Raw genomic sequence first — 15,808 nt, 5'->3', positions numbered from 1 at the left:
CTGCGCCGGGTTGCTATTTTTTCATTAAGCATCCTGTAACATAACAGTAAAGCTATTATTGGTACCGCTGATGATATGGATATCGGTTAACGTGGTGTCTTGTTTTCCTGCAGCGCTTGTTTTAAAAGTAAAATAGCCCTTAGGGTGTCTGTTAATATGTATAGTGCCTGCTGCATCTGTAATGTATTGTCTACCGGTTTTAGTGTTGGTAACAACCGCATTGGCAACAGGTGTATTATCTGTAGCCGCAGCAATCCTTATATCAATAGATGTATGTCGTATGCCTGTATTAATAATTTCTTTGGCAAGGGTAAATTCATCTACCAGTTCCGGCTTGCTTTCAATAAAATAGCTGTGTAAAAGGCTGTACATATTTTCGATAGCAACATCAGCAGTAGCAAAGCCCGTAGGTATCAGGTCGGTGCCGTTAGCTTTTTTATGCTGAGCGTTACTTCTTGGTACATCTTTTATTGCATCATAGGCATCAATAGCATCATCTATTATGCTTATATCCGAGGCAGCAATATTGCTAAGGGTACCAAGGTTATTATTCAGCAAATTGCGGAGGTTTTGGGCACGCTGTACAGCAACAGTTTTAGTAGCAAAAAGAATAAAGCTGGCAGGCTCATTCAGTTCGTTGGCAAGTTCGGCATTGCCGTTTTGCCTTGCTCTAACCATTCCCCTTTGTATAAAGCGCATAATTACAGCGCTCATCTTCGCCTTTAAATCTGCAACAGGCACTACGGTACTGTCGTTTACTTCTTCTTGTTTTCCTGCAGCTGCATTAATGGCGGCAAGTGCATTGTTAAAAGCGGTTGCTTCAGCCGCATATTCGGAAATAGTACTTGTATCTGCCGAATGAGTAGTATTAAAACTCGTAATGCGGTTGTAGCTGTCAAGCTTGGATCTTTGTTCGTTATTCATTTGTTTTAGTTTTTATAATTAATAAAAAAGTTTACGGCAATGGCACTTGGTAAATAACCAATGGTACTAAGTAATGCAACGGGGCAACCAAGTAAGCAGGCAACAGCATAAAGTACATCGGCAATAGCATTAAGTTGTACGGCATCGTCATTAAGTATAATCATAACAGCATTAAGTTAACAGGCAATGAAACCAAGTAAGCAGGCAATAGCATTAAGTTGTACGGCATCGTCATTAAGTAGTCGAACAATGCCGTAAAGTAGCGCCCCAATACTATTAAGGCAAAAATCAATGTCGTAAAGTAAATTTTCAACTATGTAAAATCAATGCTTACATGTTCATTGCATAGTAAAGCTGAAAAAATCAGGTAAATAAAAAATAGCCCTTTCTAGCCTTTTGTACATTTTTTGCTTTTTATCATTGTAATTCTATAATAAAACAACCCAGGCAAGCTTTTAATAACAACTTATTCTGGTAGTAATAAAATATTCACTAAATTTATTTCCCCTTTATTTTTTAATTAAAACATTGAGTTATGGCAATTCCTTCAGTTGATCTGGCAGAATTTTTAAGTGGCGATCCTAAAAGAAAAGCGGCATTTGTACAAGAGTTGGGCAAAGCGTATGAAGATGTTGGCTTTGTTGCAGTAAAAAATCACGGTGTGCCGGATGAATTAATAGCAGACCTGTATAATTATGTACAGCAATTCTTTTCATTGCCATCAGAGCAAAAAAGAAAATATGAGATACCGGAGTTGGCCGGTCAGCGTGGTTATACAAGCTTTGGTAAGGAACACGCCAAGGGAAGTGATGCACCGGATCTGAAAGAATTTTTTCAATATGGACAAAACCCGAGAGACAATTATAAAGAAGAAGAATATCCTCCAAACGTACCAATAAAAGAGGTTCCAGAATTCAATGAAACATTTGCCAATGCATACAGGGCTTTCGAAAAATCGGGTACAGCATTATTACAGGCAATAGCATTGTATTTAGATCTTCCTGAGCATTATTTTGATGAGTATGTTTATAATGGTAACTCTATATTGCGTTCTATACATTATCCACCAATTACGCATGAACCCAAAAGTGCTATCAGGGCAGAGCAACACGAAGACATAAATTTGATCACTTTATTGGTTGGCGCATCTGCAGATGGCTTGCAGATTCTTACTAAGCAAAATGAATGGGTGGGCGTAACCTCGTTGCCGGAACAAATAGTGGTGAATGTGGGCGATATGTTGCAACGGCTTACCAATAATAAATTAAGAAGTACAACGCATAGGGTCGTAAATCCTCCAAGGGAATTATGGCACACCTCAAGGTTTTCTATTCCATTCTTTCTTCATCCCAAATCCAGCATGAGCTTACAGTGTTTGGATACTTGTATCAATGCAGAACACCCAAAAGCGTATGATGATGCAACTGCAGGAGAATATTTGGATGAAAGATTAAGAGAAATCGGATTAAAAAAATAAGCACATCTTTGCAAGAGTTTAACCTTGCGTTTGCTTAGACACATACCATTTTTACGAGCTGTTTTTTTACACAGCATTACTGCATTTGGCGGTCCGCAGGGGCATCTCGGTATGATGATGAAAACCTTTGTAGACAAAAGACGAGATGTAACGAAAGAGGAATTGATGGAGTATGTTTCTTTTTGCCAAATGCTTCCGGGGGCTTCTTCTACACAAACATTAACACTGATTGGATATAAACGAGGCGGCGTTCCGCTTGCCGTGCTTACTTTAATTATATGGATGTTGCCGGCATGTATTTTAATGGGCGTTATTTCTTTTTTAGTAGCAGGAGTGGGTACCACAAAATTACAAGGCAGTGTTTTCCAATTTATACAACCAATGGCGATCGGCTTTTTAGCTTATGCAGCAGTAAAAACATTTAAGATCTCTATCCACAACACCATCACGCAAATAATCATGATGGTTTCAATGTCGATAACATATTTATATTTTAAAACGCCCTGGGTATTCCCGATATTAATAGTTGTAGGTGGTGTTGCTACTAATTTCAGTGATAAGCGTATTCCGGAAAAGGAAATAGTTCGGCCTAAACATATTCGCTGGACAAATATTTGGTTGTTTGTGCTGATATTTATCATTGCCGGAGTTCTTTCAGAAACAGCACGCAAACAGGATTGGCCGGAAAGAAAAGCGTACAATTTATTTGAAAACTTTTATCGCTTTGGAAGTTTTGTTTTTGGTGGCGGCGATGTATTAATTCCAATGATGCTGGATCAGTATGTTGCACGTCCTGCATCAATGACGGTGGCAGAAAAAAAAGAGAACAGAATCATCATTGATAAGAATGAGCTTATGACCGGTGCAGGGATGGTAAGAGCCATACCCGGACCTGTTTTTTCTATAGCCTCATATACAGGAGGGCTGGCATTAAAAAACGATGGAACAGAAATGCACATTCTGGGTTGTGTAATTGGTTCAATTGCAATTTTTTTACCAAGCGCCTTACTGGTTTTGTTTTTTTATCCTGTATGGCATAATCTTAAAAAGTTTGTGGTAGTGTATCGTGCATTGGAAGGAATAAATGCAGTAGTAGTGGGCTTAATGTGGGCAGCTACTTTATACTTATTACGAGGCGTATCGGTGAACCACTTGAATAGTTTAAGCATAATTAATGTAATGGTTATTGTAGGAACATTTGGAACACTACATATTAAAAAATTACCCGCCCCGGTAATTGTTTTATTCTGCTTATTTATTGGTTGGATATTTTCAATGTAACAGCAGCCCTCTATTTATAATAGTTGTTTTTTTCTATTTCATTATTTACAACATCAGGTAATAAATATCTTGTAGATTTTCCGGTTTTAATAAGATTGCGAATATGTGTAGATGATATATCTAAGATGGGAGCTTCCAATAAAATAATATCAGCCCCTAAAGCATCTGTAATTTCAAATCCTTTCCTTTTATAAATATAGATGGAATTGTTTTTTAACAACACCTCATAATTTTTCCAGTTGCTGATATTGCTGAAGCTATCAGCACCCATTATCACAGCAAATTCGTGTTGAGGATATTTTTCTTTTAAATAAGCCAGGGTATCTACCGTATAAGATGGCTTAGGTAAATGAAACTCTACATCACTTGCTTTTAATTTACTTTCACCCTCAATGGCTAATTGTACAAAATGCAATCGATGATATTCATTTAATAAAGAGGAGGAGGGCTTTAACGGATTTTGAGGGGATACCACAAACCAAACCTGGTCTAAAGACGTAAAATTGGTAATATGGCTTGCAATAATAAGGTGACCAATATGAATAGGGTTAAAAGAGCCAAAATACAATCCTATTTTCATAATAAATTGATAATCAATTATTTATTAGAATTAGATGCAATGCTTACTTCTTCTACCCAGATATTATCGGCTTCGCTGATGCGAAGACTTAAATTATAGCCCGCGACTAATATTGAAATCGGGTCTCCTAGCGGAGCTTTTTGATCAACGAGAATTGTTTCGCCGGGAACACATCCCATCTCCATTAATTTGAGAAAAATATCATCTTTTTCAAAAGAGGTAATTATAACAGTTTTGCCCACTTCTATTTCCGATAGCCTTTTTTGCATGTCATCTATTAATCTGCAAATTTATTCATTCGCTTTTGTTCTATAATTTCGATTTACGAAAAATACAATGAAGATTAAATTCTTTTTTCCGCAAAAGACAAATTTAAAAGACAGGAATAAATTGAAGCTCTTTGTTGAACAATTGTTCAGGAAGGAAAACCATAAACTGGAATCCCTGGTATATATTTTTACTTCAGATAAAGAGGTTCTTGAAATGAATAAAAACTTCCTTAACCATAATTATTATACAGATATTTTAACCTTCGACCTGTCTTCTTCCAATTCAATTTCTGGAGAAGTATATATTAGTATCGATCGGGTTAAAGAAAATGCTCAAAATCATAACACGTCCTTTATAGAAGAGCTTCATAGGGTAATTTTTCATGGTGCATTGCATTTGTGCGGATACAAGGATAAGTCCAAAGCCGAGATTGCCGCTATGAGAAAAAGAGAGAACCAGTATCTCAAATCTTACTTTAAAAGGTTCCACATGAAACATTGATTTTCATCATTCAATATGTTTCACGGGAAACATATCGTCTTTTTTAGAAAGCCTTTTCAAATTGTATCTTTGCACCTCATGTTTCCAGAGTATGATATTATAGTAGTAGGCGCCGGTCATGCCGGATGCGAAGCCGCAGCTTCAGCCGCCAATTTGGGCAGCAAGGTGCTTCTGATAACCATGAATATGCAGACAATTGCCCAAATGAGCTGTAACCCTGCTATGGGGGGAATAGCCAAAGGACAAATTGTGCGTGAAATTGATGCGATGGGAGGTTACAGCGGAATTGTCACAGATAAAAGCATGATCCAATTCAGGATGCTAAATCGTTCCAAAGGACCTGCTATGTGGAGCCCAAGAGCACAAAACGATAGAATGTTGTTTGCTGCTACATGGAGAGAAATGTTGGAAAACACACTTAACGTAGATTTTTACCAGGATATGGTAAATGGACTATTGGTGAAAGATGGCAGAGCTTGCGGAGTGATTACCGGTTTAGGTCATGAGATCAAAGCGAAGTCGGTGGTTTTAACCAATGGCACATTCTTAAACGGAGTAATTCATATTGGAGAAAAAAGATTTGGCGGCGGAAGAGTAGCAGAGAAAGCAGCCACAGGAATTACAGAGCAATTAATTTCTTTAGGGTTTGAAAGCGATCGCCTAAAAACAGGAACTCCACCAAGGATTGATGGAAGAAGCTTGGATTATTCTAAGATGGAAGAACAAAAAGGGGACGATGAGATCGTAGGATTCAGCTTTTTGGATATTGAAAGAATAAAGCCCCAACAGCAAAGAAGCTGCTGGATAACCTATACGAGCGATGTTGTCCATGATATTTTAAAGACGGGGTTTGAAAAAAGTCCTATGTTCCAGGGAAGGATACAAGGAAGAGGTCCAAGATACTGTCCAAGCATAGAAGACAAGATCAATCGATTTGCAGATAAAGAGCGTCATCAGCTGTTCGTAGAGCCTGAAGGTTGGAATACCGTAGAAATATATGTTAATGGTTTCAGCACCTCCTTACCAGAAGATGTTCAATATCAAGCACTTAAAATGGTTCCAGGGTTTGAAAACTGCAGAATGTTTCGTCCTGGATATGCCATTGAATATGATTATTTCCCACCTACACAGTTAAAATTTAGCCTGGAAACAAAGCTGGTACAAAACCTGTTTTTTGCCGGGCAAATAAATGGAACTACTGGTTATGAAGAGGCGGCCTGCCAGGGTTTAATGGCAGGAATCAACGCCCATCAAAAAGCGAGCGAATTGGATGCTGTGATCTTGAAGCGTAGTGAAGCATACATTGGGGTATTGATCGATGACCTGATTAATAAAGGAACCGATGAACCTTACAGAATGTTTACCAGCAGGGCAGAGTTCAGAACTTTATTACGACAGGATAATGCTGATTTGAGATTAACTGAAATGAGTTACCGTTTGGGATTGGCATCGCAAGAAAGAATGGAAAAAGTGATAAGTAAAAGAGAGTCTGTAGAAAAGGTAAAAGATATATTAAATAAAGTAACGCTTGAGCCGGAGGAAACAAATGATTATTTAGAAAGCGTTTATTCGTCGCCGTTAATATCAAAACAAAAAGCAGCTCAGCTATTGTTGCGGCCAATGGTAAATATTATTGAGTTAATAAACGCTGTTCCAAAATTGGCAGATGCATTAAGCAATTTTAATAAAGAGACATTAGAGCAAGTAGAGATACAAACGAAGTATGATGTGTACATTGAAAAAGAAAAAGAACTGGTTGCTAAAATGAGCCAGTTAGAAAACCTGATAATACCTGATAATTTTAATTACGATAAATTAGTTTCGTTATCAACCGAAGCAAGACAAAAATTCACTAAAATAAAACCCCGTACGCTAGGTCAGGCGTCACGCATTTCGGGTGTAAACCCAAGCGATGTACAGATCCTGATGGTTTACATGGGGAGATAAATTCTTACTATGAACCTTTCTTTTATCGCTGACACAACCAAAGAAAAAGTTTTTCAGGAAGTTGAAAAGTATTTGCAAACGAAAAACTTCAACATTGATAAACAAGATAGCTCACGCCCATGGGGTGGGTTTTTTGTAATTGATGAATCGCAGGCGGAAACCTTTATTGCTACTTATTTTCCGCATCTGAAAAAAGAAGATCTGCTGATAGCAGATAAACTAAGTCCTAAGATTTTAATTGTTGCTCCTGAAAAAAGATTAAGCTGGCAGTACCATCATCGTCGTGCAGAAATATGGAAATTAATTGGTGGCGAAGCGGCTGTTATCACTAGTGATACGGATGAAGAAAAAGAAAAAAGAATTTTGCACCCCGGCGATATCGTGCAATTAAAACAAGGAGAACGCCATCGTTTGATCGGTACACAGCAATGGGGAATTGTTGCTGAGATCTGGCAACATACGGATGCAAAAAATCCTTCTAATGAAGAGGATATTGTTCGTGTGCAGGATGACTTTGGGAGATAAAGATCTTAAGGATAAAATTTTGTTATAGAAACAAAAAATTTATAGCGCTGTTATTAGCTCTATACTTTTTCTATATAAGACAATTCATATTTATGGATTTCGGAAAAGTATCACCAAAAGAATTGGAGTCTGTTGATTTTTCATTGCCTAAAGAACCGGCGGCTAATAAATTGGTATTATCCGGAATAAAAACAAAGCACCCTGAAATTTATATTGGTTGCGCCAAGTGGGGTAGAAAAGAATGGATAGGAAAAATTTATCCGAAGGGAACTAAAGATGCTAACTTTTTAGAACACTATGTGAAGCATTACAACTCTATCGAATTGAATGCTACGCACTACAAAATATATGATGCTGCGGCGATCGCAAAATGGGCGGCAAAAGCAAAAGGAATTGATTTTAAATTTTGTCCAAAAGTTCCACAAGCAATAAGTCATTACAGCGGATTCAATAATGTTGATGCTATAACCGATTCTTTTTTAGAAGGGATACTAGCTTTTAAAGAACATTTAGGTCCTGTATTTTTACAAGTCAGTGAACGCTTTTCTCCCAACCAAAGAGATAAATTATTTAACTACCTAAGATCACTTCCGGTAGATCTGCAATTCTTTTTAGAGGTCAGACACCCGGATTGGTTTACAGATAAAATCATTCGCAAAGAGTTATTTGATACGCTTCGCTCGTTAAATATCGGTGCAGTTATTACAGATACTGCCGGAAGAAGAGATTGTGCTCATATGGAATTAACTGTCCCCAAAACATTCATTCGATATGTTGGGAATAGCTTACACAAAACAGATTATACAAGAACAGATGCCTGGATCAAACGCCTCAAATATTGGATGGACCATGGTTTGGAAGAATTGTATTATTTTATGCATATGCATAACGAGGCAACTTCTCCGGAACTAACCATTTATTTGGTCGATAAAATTAATAAAGAGCTTGATGTGAAATTAAAAAAGCCAGTATTTATAAATAAGCAACAGGATCTATTTTAAAACTACAGGGTCTTAGCCCTTCTCTTCCGATCTTAAATCAATAAATCAGCAAGGTTATTCCACTATATATAAATATTTTTTATTTATTTATATGTGTTTGATTGTCAATAAAATAAAAAACATAAAGTAAAAAATTAGATAAATATTAGTTATATGAATCTAATAAAAGCTTTATTGGCCTTTACTTCTTGATACCTTTGTGCCGCTAACTTAATCTTCTAAAAATATTTTAGACAAATCCTAAGATAAAGCATCGCTTTATTTAGTTGTCTGATCTCTGAACCAGTAATTTGCCAAACATGAATAAGACTTTACGAAAAGCATCCATCATCAGCCTGTTATTAGTGGGTAATTTTATTAATCTCTTTGCACAACGTGGTTATTACGATGCGCCTTATAAAAGATATGAGGCGGATTTAGGAACATTATCAAGTGGCGCATTTGTTATGCCGAGGTCTTATTCGCAACCCGATCTTCAATCTGAAGCTTCTGGGCAGGTTTGTGTGGATATGACCACAGCAAACGCTTCTGTTGAATGGACAATAATAGAAGCTGCTGACGGACTTGTTATGAGATATTGTATTCCAAAAGGAGAGACAGCGGTTGTTGGTGTTTATGTTGACAACGTTAGAATAACAGGAATTACATTAACATCAACCTGGTCTTGGGAATCGCTTTGGAACAATGGGAATCCTAACAATAACGGCGTTAGCAATAAAAATCCTAAAAAAAGATTTGATGAGATCCGATATAAATTGCCCAATAAAATTCCGGTGGCAAGTAAATTAAAACTGGTTACAGAAAGCGGAAACATTCACCTTGATTTTGTGGAACTGGAACCTGTACCTGAAGCAATAACAGCACCAAGTGGCGCCGCTGTTTATTCAGGCGATGGAAGTACTTTACAAACGTTCATTACTAATAATGGAGGCAAAACCATTTTTTTACCAACAGGAGACTATAATGTAAGTGTCCAACTTCAGTTTAATAATACAAATACCAAACTTCAGGGGGCAGGCATGTGGTATAGTCATATTAATTTCACCAGCGGAACAACTAATAAAGGGGGTCTTTGTGCAAATGTTGCTAACGTAAGCTATGCAGATCTTTTTTTAACAACGAACAATGCTTCAAGAAGTAACTCATATAAAGCCATAAATGGTGTTTACACTTCCGGTTCAACTATTACTAATGTATGGGCCGAACATTTTGAATGTGGTGCATGGATTGGGAATTATCTTAGTACCGGTCCTGCTTATGCTGATGGATTCTTAGTATCCAATTGTCGTTTCAGAGATAACTATGCAGATGGAATTAATCTTTGCAAAGGCACTTCTAATACAATTGTAGAACATTGTAGTTTCAGGAATAATGGAGATGATGATATGGCGATATGGAGCGCTAACAACCAGGAATGTATTAATAATACGTTTCGTTACAATACTTCCGAAAACACGTGGAGGGCTTCCGGTGCTGCTATTTACGGCGGTAAAAATAACCAGGCATACAATCTCTTAATTAAAGATAACCTTGAAGCCGGACTTAGAGCCAACAATGCTTTTTCTGGTTACCAGTTTGATGCATCCGGTCAGCATGTATTTCATGATATAACAGTAATTGGGTGTGGAACTTTTAATGATTTATATAATAACCCTGTTGGCGCCATCGATCTTTATTGTACTAACATTTGCGGCACGCAAGTAAAGAACATTAAGTTTTATAATATTGATGTTATTGATTCCAGGAATGACGGCATCTATTTTAATAAAAGCACCGGCGATGGCTTTTATAATTTTATTTTTGAAAATATTACTATCGCCAATACCGGAAAAGAATATCCTTATAATAATCAAAATAATTCTACTGCAAAAAGAGGAATGTTTGTTCGCTTCGCCGGCTCTCCGGGCGGCAATGGTACGTATTGCGGAATGAATTACTCCGGTCGTGGCGGCAATGCTGTTGTTGATGAAGACAAAAGCGGTATTGGTGCTTTTTCATGGACTGCTTCTACAGGTTGTTCACAAATAACTTCTTTTACTCCAACCAATGCTATTACAGGGTCTGTTATAACTATTAATGGTTCTAATTTTACAGGAGCAACCAGCGTTTCATTTGGTGGTGTTGCAGCCTCTTCTTTTACAGTGGTTTCTAATTCTGTAATCAATGCAATTGTAGGAAACGGTTCTTTTGGTACTGTTTCCGTAACCAATTCAACAGGAACGATCGTAACAAAATCAGGATTTAATTATATGCTTTGTCCGGGAACCATTAGTTCTTCTATAGGCTCTGATGTTTCGGGTAGTAGTTATCAATGGCAGGTAAATGCCGGTGGAGATTTTGTAAATGTAGCAGATGGAGCAAACTATGCCGGTTCGCAATCTTCCGTTCTTTTATTAAATAATATTTCTTCTTCCTGGTATGGATATCAATACCGTTGTTTGATAAATGGCGGAATATATGCCAGCAATACATTTACCTTGAAGTTTACTGATACGTGGACTGGTGCTGGCGGTACCACTGCCTGGGAAAATGGAGCTAACTGGAGCTGTGGCGTAGTGCCGGATGCAAATACAGATGTGATCATTAATTCCGGCGGAGCAATTTTAAATTCCAACACTTCCGCAAGAAGCATTTCTGTTTCAGATTCCGCAATCTTTATTGTTACAGCCGGAAATAAACTTAGCTTGCTTTAATGGTTTGAAATAAAATCTATGCAAAAAGTTCCGCAACCTTTGTTTTAGAATAGATCGGTTCAATGTATTTTAGTTTTCCTTTCGCTTCTTCCGGAATATCTTCTTCTTGCAATTCAATACGACGAGTGATATCGCTTAATGAAGTTAAGCGCTGAACAGTATATGGAATGGTATCTAAGCCCGAAACAAATTTTAAGATGTAATTGTAAATACCAATTAAGTTACCGGCTAAAATAGTTGTACCGATCACATTATTGGTTACAAACAACGCAGCAGCAATTACCACCACTACCATCAATTCCATAAAGCCAAAATTCCAAGCTTCCTGGTCACTAATGCGGATCTGCCATTTGCGTAAATTATCGTAATGCTTAAAAATAGTTTCACGATTGCCCGAAGAAATAATATCTACCTGGGTTTCCAGTTCATCATTCTTCATTTTAGTAAGACGTTTCATTTTTCTTCCATAGAAATAACTAATACCAACAACCGGTAATAATATCGCCAAACAAACCAATACTACTGAATGATTATAGAAGTACAATAATATCAATGAACCGAAAATATTATACACAGCTTCCATTACATATACCAGGTCAAACTCTAAAAAATCGACAAACTCTTTTGCTAATGTAGAGTGGGCGCTCATTTTAGATATCTGTGTTTTAGCAATTCTTCTACTGATAAATTTTGTAACCAAAGAAGTGTAAATAGCAGAATACGTTCTTGTATCATACATGTGGCGAATGGTTCCGGCTATCAAATAACCCATGTGAACGATGGAAAGCATAATTAATCCATGATAACTTCCATGCATCAGATCATTCACCGCTTCGCCCAAAAAGAAGGGGCGCAATAAAGAGCCGATCATTTCCAGTGAAAACAAAATGTACGTAAGTATCAATTGATACCTGTGTTTTTTCATAAGGCTCCGCAAAATTTCGAAACGTGACATAATTCCTCCTTTAATCTAAATCATCAACAATTAGCCAATATTGGCTGTTCCAGAATTTAATGAGTGAGTTTTGAGACGGGAAAATCAAATTTCCGTTTAAATGCCTTGCTCTTCTCTTAACGTTATTGAGTTGTTAGCAACTCCGGTAATTAAGCCTCGGCAATTGGGTGAGCCGCATTGGCATTGAAATGGCTCCATTGTTTCATCCAGAAAGGATGCGTAGTTGAGGGTTAGTTCTTCGCCTTTTTTAATGTTGCGTATGGCGACTACATTTAAACCTATATACCTTGTATTTGGATCGCAACTATGGTTTTGAGGAGCCCAGCCCGACGGATCATCATCCCACAGCAAAAATACACTTTTACTTACAGGATAAGCGTAGCGTCGGAAAGTTTCCTTTTCCTTAACATTCCAGTTTTCTTCTATATGTCTATGAGTAACAAGGCGTTGCGGTCGCTCTTCGCCCTTGAAAATGAGCTCGTTAGCGGCAATATCCCGATTGGCATAAATGCCGTAACCAGCAGTGGAATTGCCTCTTAAAATATATTTTTTTTGCTTTTCGTCATGTCGTAAAATTCCTTCGGCGATAATATGACGAAGAAAATTTGATTGCCCGAAGCCATCGTGCTTTAAGATATAATCTGCAGAACCTTCGTAGCCATCTTTATAAAAAACAGAACAGGTAAAATTGATCTCGAGAAAATAAAGATCGCCTTTATCATCCATTCTAAAATCCATCCTGGCATAACCGGCACCGTTAAAACCTTTGAAGATATTTTGTGCTGCTTCCTTCAATTGTTTTTCAATTGCGGTATCCGTTAGAGGAATATTGGCGTAAGGATGCAGTTCCGAAGTTTTTAATGCGTAGGTTTTAAAACTAAACCCTTCGGGAAAAATGTATTCAATTGGTTTAAAGATGATGGGTGTTTTGTCTTTGTCAATTCCACCGGCAAGCATTACCGTAAATTCTCTTCCTTTAATATATTCTTCTACTAATAACGAACCGTATTCGCCAAGGATAGAAGCTACTTTTTGTTTTAGCTCTTCTTTATTATGAACTTCTGATCTTTCATCTACTCCTAAACTATCGCCGGCTTTAGCAGGTTTTACAAACAAGGGAAATCGTAACTGCTCAGCGGCTCTTTCTACATCATCCATGCTTTCCACCAAAACATAAGGAGGTGTTTTTACATCAGCGCAATAAGCAACATACTTCATTAACTCTTTTGGCGGGTCGTATAATAAAGATGTTGGTCCGGTGAAAGGAAGATTCAAATTTTCCAATGTATAAATAACATCGATAGAAGGAACCTCCCATTCCAAATAACCTTCGCATAGATTTACGAAGATGTCGTAATTATTTTTTTTAAGCTCTTTAAGTTGTTTGTAGGTAGTGAGCTTATTAAGAGAGATGTGTGTGAACTGCGCTTCGGGCATTAAATGGCTTAAGTCCCGGGGAGGGTCATAATATTGGTAATCTACGGCAGAGGTAGAATAATCGGGCTGAAGCACACAAACCTTCATGTAGTCTTATTTCTATTATTTTGTTTGCCGGTAAGGCGGGAAGACGAAAAAAAATTTATACCTTATCGTCTTACTGGCATTTTTATATTTAAGCGGCTACTTGCTTTTTAGTTTCAACCTTAGGAATGCTTGCTTTTCTTGCAACGGCATCATTAATTATTTCAACAACCAATTGAGTAAATGTTTTACCACATAATCTTAAGATGGCGCCGATAGAAGTAAAATCTTCATCTTCACTAATTCCGCATTGCGCATTTACTTCCAGCACATAAATTTTACCGGTAGCTTTATCCATGCGCAGATCCACTCTTGTATAGCCTTTGCCTTTAGTAGCGCAATACGCATCCCAACTGATTTTTTTAATAGATTCAATTAAAGATGCATCGGGCGTTTGATACTCGTAAAAGTTTCCTTCATTCGGCATCGGCGTTTCATCTTCATAAATTTCCCACAAACGATCAAAGCTTAAAAATTTTTCATTGTCAGGTAATGATTCATGAAAGATGCGTTCAACCGGATTATAAACAATTGCCTGTTCAGGATTATCGTAAGAGCCCACAATTAACGTAGTAAACTCCGGACCATTAATAAAACTTTCTGCAACCAATCCATCTGCTGCTAAATTCCATCCACGATAACCATCAAACATTTTTTGTACCTGTGCTTCCAGGTCTTTCTTTTGTGAAACAACATTGCCAACGCCAACGCCCATACTTCCGCCGGAAACAGCAGGCTTAACAATAACGGGCTTTCCTAGTTTTTTAAAAATGCCATACAGGCTTTTTACTTTTTTATCGATTACTTCCCAGGCTGCAGTTGGAACAGCAGCTTCGTCAAACGCCCGTTTCATCGGTATTTTAGAAGTAGTGATATTGTAAAAGTATTCATCAGAACCTGTATAAACCAATCCCTTTTCTTCTAATAACTTGATCACAGAAATGCCCGGCGCTCCGTTTATTTCATCGCCATCACAAATATTAAAAATAACAGGAAATATTTTTTTAGATTTCTTTTCTTCTTCTATTGCTTCAATGGTTGAAGCATAATTGCTTAACGTAACCGGTTGCCATTGCCAATCAATTTTTAATTCAGCAAAAGTTTTTGTGTATTCGGCAATGCTTTGAGAAAAATCGTAGTAGTAGTCGATATTAGGGTCGGCGGTTTCTATTTGAGGTGCCAGCACCCAAACCTTTAATTTATTTAATGGTATAGAATTTAAAAACATAATGCTGCTACACTTACAGCTTTCGTTTTAGGTTACATTGCTGTTGAATAAAATCCGTTACCCGATACTTCTTTATGGTTTGCATAGAAAGATGCGAAGCACCGTTGATCAACTGTAAACAATCTTTGCTGCCGCAATTGCAAACAAATGGCTGCACCATATCCCATTCTGTTGAAGGATAAAAGAAGGTCAATTCTTCACCAACATTTATTTCTCTTAAACAAACTACCTGCATGGTAGTAGTATTAAAGAAAACATTGGGCTCGCAACTGTGATTAATGTATTGTAAAAACTCAGGTTGTAGTGTAATGTGTCTGTCAATGCCCACCTGCACTGTTAGGTATGTTGCAGTGGTAGAAAGTGTACCTGCATGAAAGCGACTGATAACATCGCCCGGTTTGAATTGGCGTAATGCATGTAATGACTTTTGGTTGGTTGAAGCATTTTGCCATACTTCTGCAATGGCATGGTTGCTTAGCACCTGAACGGCTGGGTTAGTTGTTTGTGCTATCATGTTTTAATTGGAGAATAAAGAGGTGAGAAATTTAATGGTTAATTTATTTGTTAGTAATTGGATAAAGTAAATTTATAAAACATTTTATTATAAAGAAACATTTATAGTTTAATTATTGCAATAGTGGATTAAATGCTTAATAATGTTGATAACCTAAATTACTGCAATAATGTATAAACATCAATTAATGAAAGGTCATTAACATTGGATTATGTTAAAGCAAATTCAATAAAAGTGTTCTGATTTTTTGAGCCTAACATTTGAATTTTAATTAAACATCGTGTGAACTTGTTCTCTTGTCCATTTCTTTCAGCGAAAGAAGTGAGATACTCATTACGTTCATCGGCATTACTGTTATTAGACTTTTATTAAAGCGTAGATATTTCACGCA

The 15,808-nt window shown here is 37.1% G+C and carries 15 protein-coding genes; 7 read left to right on the top strand and 8 right to left on the bottom strand.

Annotated features, from left to right (window positions below):
• Nucleotides 1-24: 24 nt before the first annotated feature.
• Both K9M53_RS15980 and K9M53_RS15975 read right to left on the bottom strand, forming a co-directional pair.
• Entirely contained in the window at nt 25-924 is a 900-nt protein-coding gene (locus K9M53_RS15980) for a carboxypeptidase-like regulatory domain-containing protein (protein ID WP_224016780.1), read from the bottom strand.
• Between the two features lie 5 nt (nt 925-929).
• Nucleotides 930-1,088 carry a hypothetical protein gene (locus K9M53_RS15975; RefSeq protein WP_224016778.1) on the bottom strand — a complete coding sequence of 53 codons (159 nt, stop codon included), beginning with the start codon at nt 1,086-1,088 and terminating at the stop codon, nt 930-932.
• A gap of 371 nt (nt 1,089-1,459) precedes the next feature.
• Between K9M53_RS15975 and K9M53_RS15970 the strand changes: the two genes are divergently transcribed.
• Together K9M53_RS15970 and chrA are read left to right on the top strand one after the other, a co-directional pair.
• Nucleotides 1,460-2,401 carry an isopenicillin N synthase family dioxygenase gene (locus K9M53_RS15970; RefSeq protein ID WP_224016777.1) on the top strand — a complete coding sequence of 314 codons (942 nt, stop codon included), beginning with the start codon at nt 1,460-1,462 and terminating at the stop codon, nt 2,399-2,401.
• A 30-nt stretch (nt 2,402-2,431) separates the two neighbouring features.
• Nucleotides 2,432-3,682 carry a chromate efflux transporter gene (gene chrA, locus K9M53_RS15965; RefSeq protein ID WP_224016775.1) on the top strand — a complete coding sequence of 417 codons (1,251 nt, stop codon included), beginning with the start codon at nt 2,432-2,434 and terminating at the stop codon, nt 3,680-3,682.
• Between the two features lie 10 nt (nt 3,683-3,692).
• Here the strand turns inward: chrA and nadD are convergent, their stop codons facing one another.
• On the bottom strand, nt 3,693-4,262 hold the full coding sequence (nadD, locus tag K9M53_RS15960) for a nicotinate (nicotinamide) nucleotide adenylyltransferase (protein WP_224016773.1): 570 nt from the start codon (nt 4,260-4,262) through the stop codon (nt 3,693-3,695).
• A 17-nt stretch (nt 4,263-4,279) separates the two neighbouring features.
• On the bottom strand, nt 4,280-4,531 hold the full coding sequence (locus K9M53_RS15955) for a FeoA family protein (protein ID WP_224016772.1): 252 nt from the start codon (nt 4,529-4,531) through the stop codon (nt 4,280-4,282).
• A 67-nt stretch (nt 4,532-4,598) separates the two neighbouring features.
• Here K9M53_RS15955 and ybeY point away from each other — a divergent pair, with 67 nt between their 5' ends.
• The 5 genes from ybeY (at nt 4,599) to K9M53_RS15930 (ending at nt 11,199) form a co-directional block, all read left to right on the top strand.
• A complete protein-coding gene (gene ybeY / locus K9M53_RS15950; RefSeq protein WP_224016770.1) occupies nt 4,599-5,033 on the top strand; it encodes an rRNA maturation RNase YbeY in 435 nt (144 codons plus the stop codon).
• 78 nt (nt 5,034-5,111) lie between these two features.
• Nucleotides 5,112-6,980, top strand: a complete 1,869-nt coding sequence (gene mnmG / locus K9M53_RS15945; RefSeq protein ID WP_224016768.1) for a tRNA uridine-5-carboxymethylaminomethyl(34) synthesis enzyme MnmG — start codon at nt 5,112-5,114, stop codon at nt 6,978-6,980.
• A 9-nt stretch (nt 6,981-6,989) separates the two neighbouring features.
• On the top strand, nt 6,990-7,505 hold the full coding sequence (locus K9M53_RS15940) for a cupin domain-containing protein (protein ID WP_224016766.1): 516 nt from the start codon (nt 6,990-6,992) through the stop codon (nt 7,503-7,505).
• Between the two features lie 92 nt (nt 7,506-7,597).
• Nucleotides 7,598-8,506 carry a DUF72 domain-containing protein gene (locus tag K9M53_RS15935; protein WP_224016764.1) on the top strand — a complete coding sequence of 303 codons (909 nt, stop codon included), beginning with the start codon at nt 7,598-7,600 and terminating at the stop codon, nt 8,504-8,506.
• Nucleotides 8,507-8,805: 299 nt separating this feature from the next.
• Nucleotides 8,806-11,199, top strand: a complete 2,394-nt coding sequence (locus K9M53_RS15930; RefSeq protein WP_224016762.1) for a right-handed parallel beta-helix repeat-containing protein — start codon at nt 8,806-8,808, stop codon at nt 11,197-11,199.
• Nucleotides 11,200-11,215: 16 nt separating this feature from the next.
• On the opposite strand, the gene K9M53_RS15925 is transcribed toward K9M53_RS15930, so the two are convergent.
• The 4 genes from K9M53_RS15925 to K9M53_RS15910 all read right to left on the bottom strand — a co-directional run bounded on the left by K9M53_RS15925 (nt 11,216) and on the right by K9M53_RS15910 (nt 15,417).
• On the bottom strand, nt 11,216-12,124 hold the full coding sequence (locus K9M53_RS15925; RefSeq protein ID WP_224016761.1) for an ABC transporter six-transmembrane domain-containing protein: 909 nt from the start codon (nt 12,122-12,124) through the stop codon (nt 11,216-11,218).
• Nucleotides 12,125-12,250: 126 nt separating this feature from the next.
• Nucleotides 12,251-13,678 carry an SET domain-containing protein-lysine N-methyltransferase gene (locus K9M53_RS15920; protein WP_224016759.1) on the bottom strand — a complete coding sequence of 476 codons (1,428 nt, stop codon included), beginning with the start codon at nt 13,676-13,678 and terminating at the stop codon, nt 12,251-12,253.
• An 88-nt stretch (nt 13,679-13,766) separates the two neighbouring features.
• Nucleotides 13,767-14,903 carry a D-alanine--D-alanine ligase family protein gene (locus tag K9M53_RS15915; protein ID WP_224016757.1) on the bottom strand — a complete coding sequence of 379 codons (1,137 nt, stop codon included), beginning with the start codon at nt 14,901-14,903 and terminating at the stop codon, nt 13,767-13,769.
• Between the two features lie 13 nt (nt 14,904-14,916).
• Entirely contained in the window at nt 14,917-15,417 is a 501-nt protein-coding gene (locus K9M53_RS15910) for an SET domain-containing protein-lysine N-methyltransferase (RefSeq protein WP_224016755.1), read from the bottom strand.
• Between the last annotated feature and the right edge of the window lie 391 nt (nt 15,418-15,808).

It is taken from the genome of Ferruginibacter albus (assembly GCF_020042285.1).
Lineage (GTDB): Bacteria > Bacteroidota > Bacteroidia > Chitinophagales > Chitinophagaceae > Ferruginibacter > Ferruginibacter albus.
The sequence above is the reverse complement of the archived record's forward strand: the minus strand, read 5'-3'. Positions and strand labels throughout refer to the sequence as shown.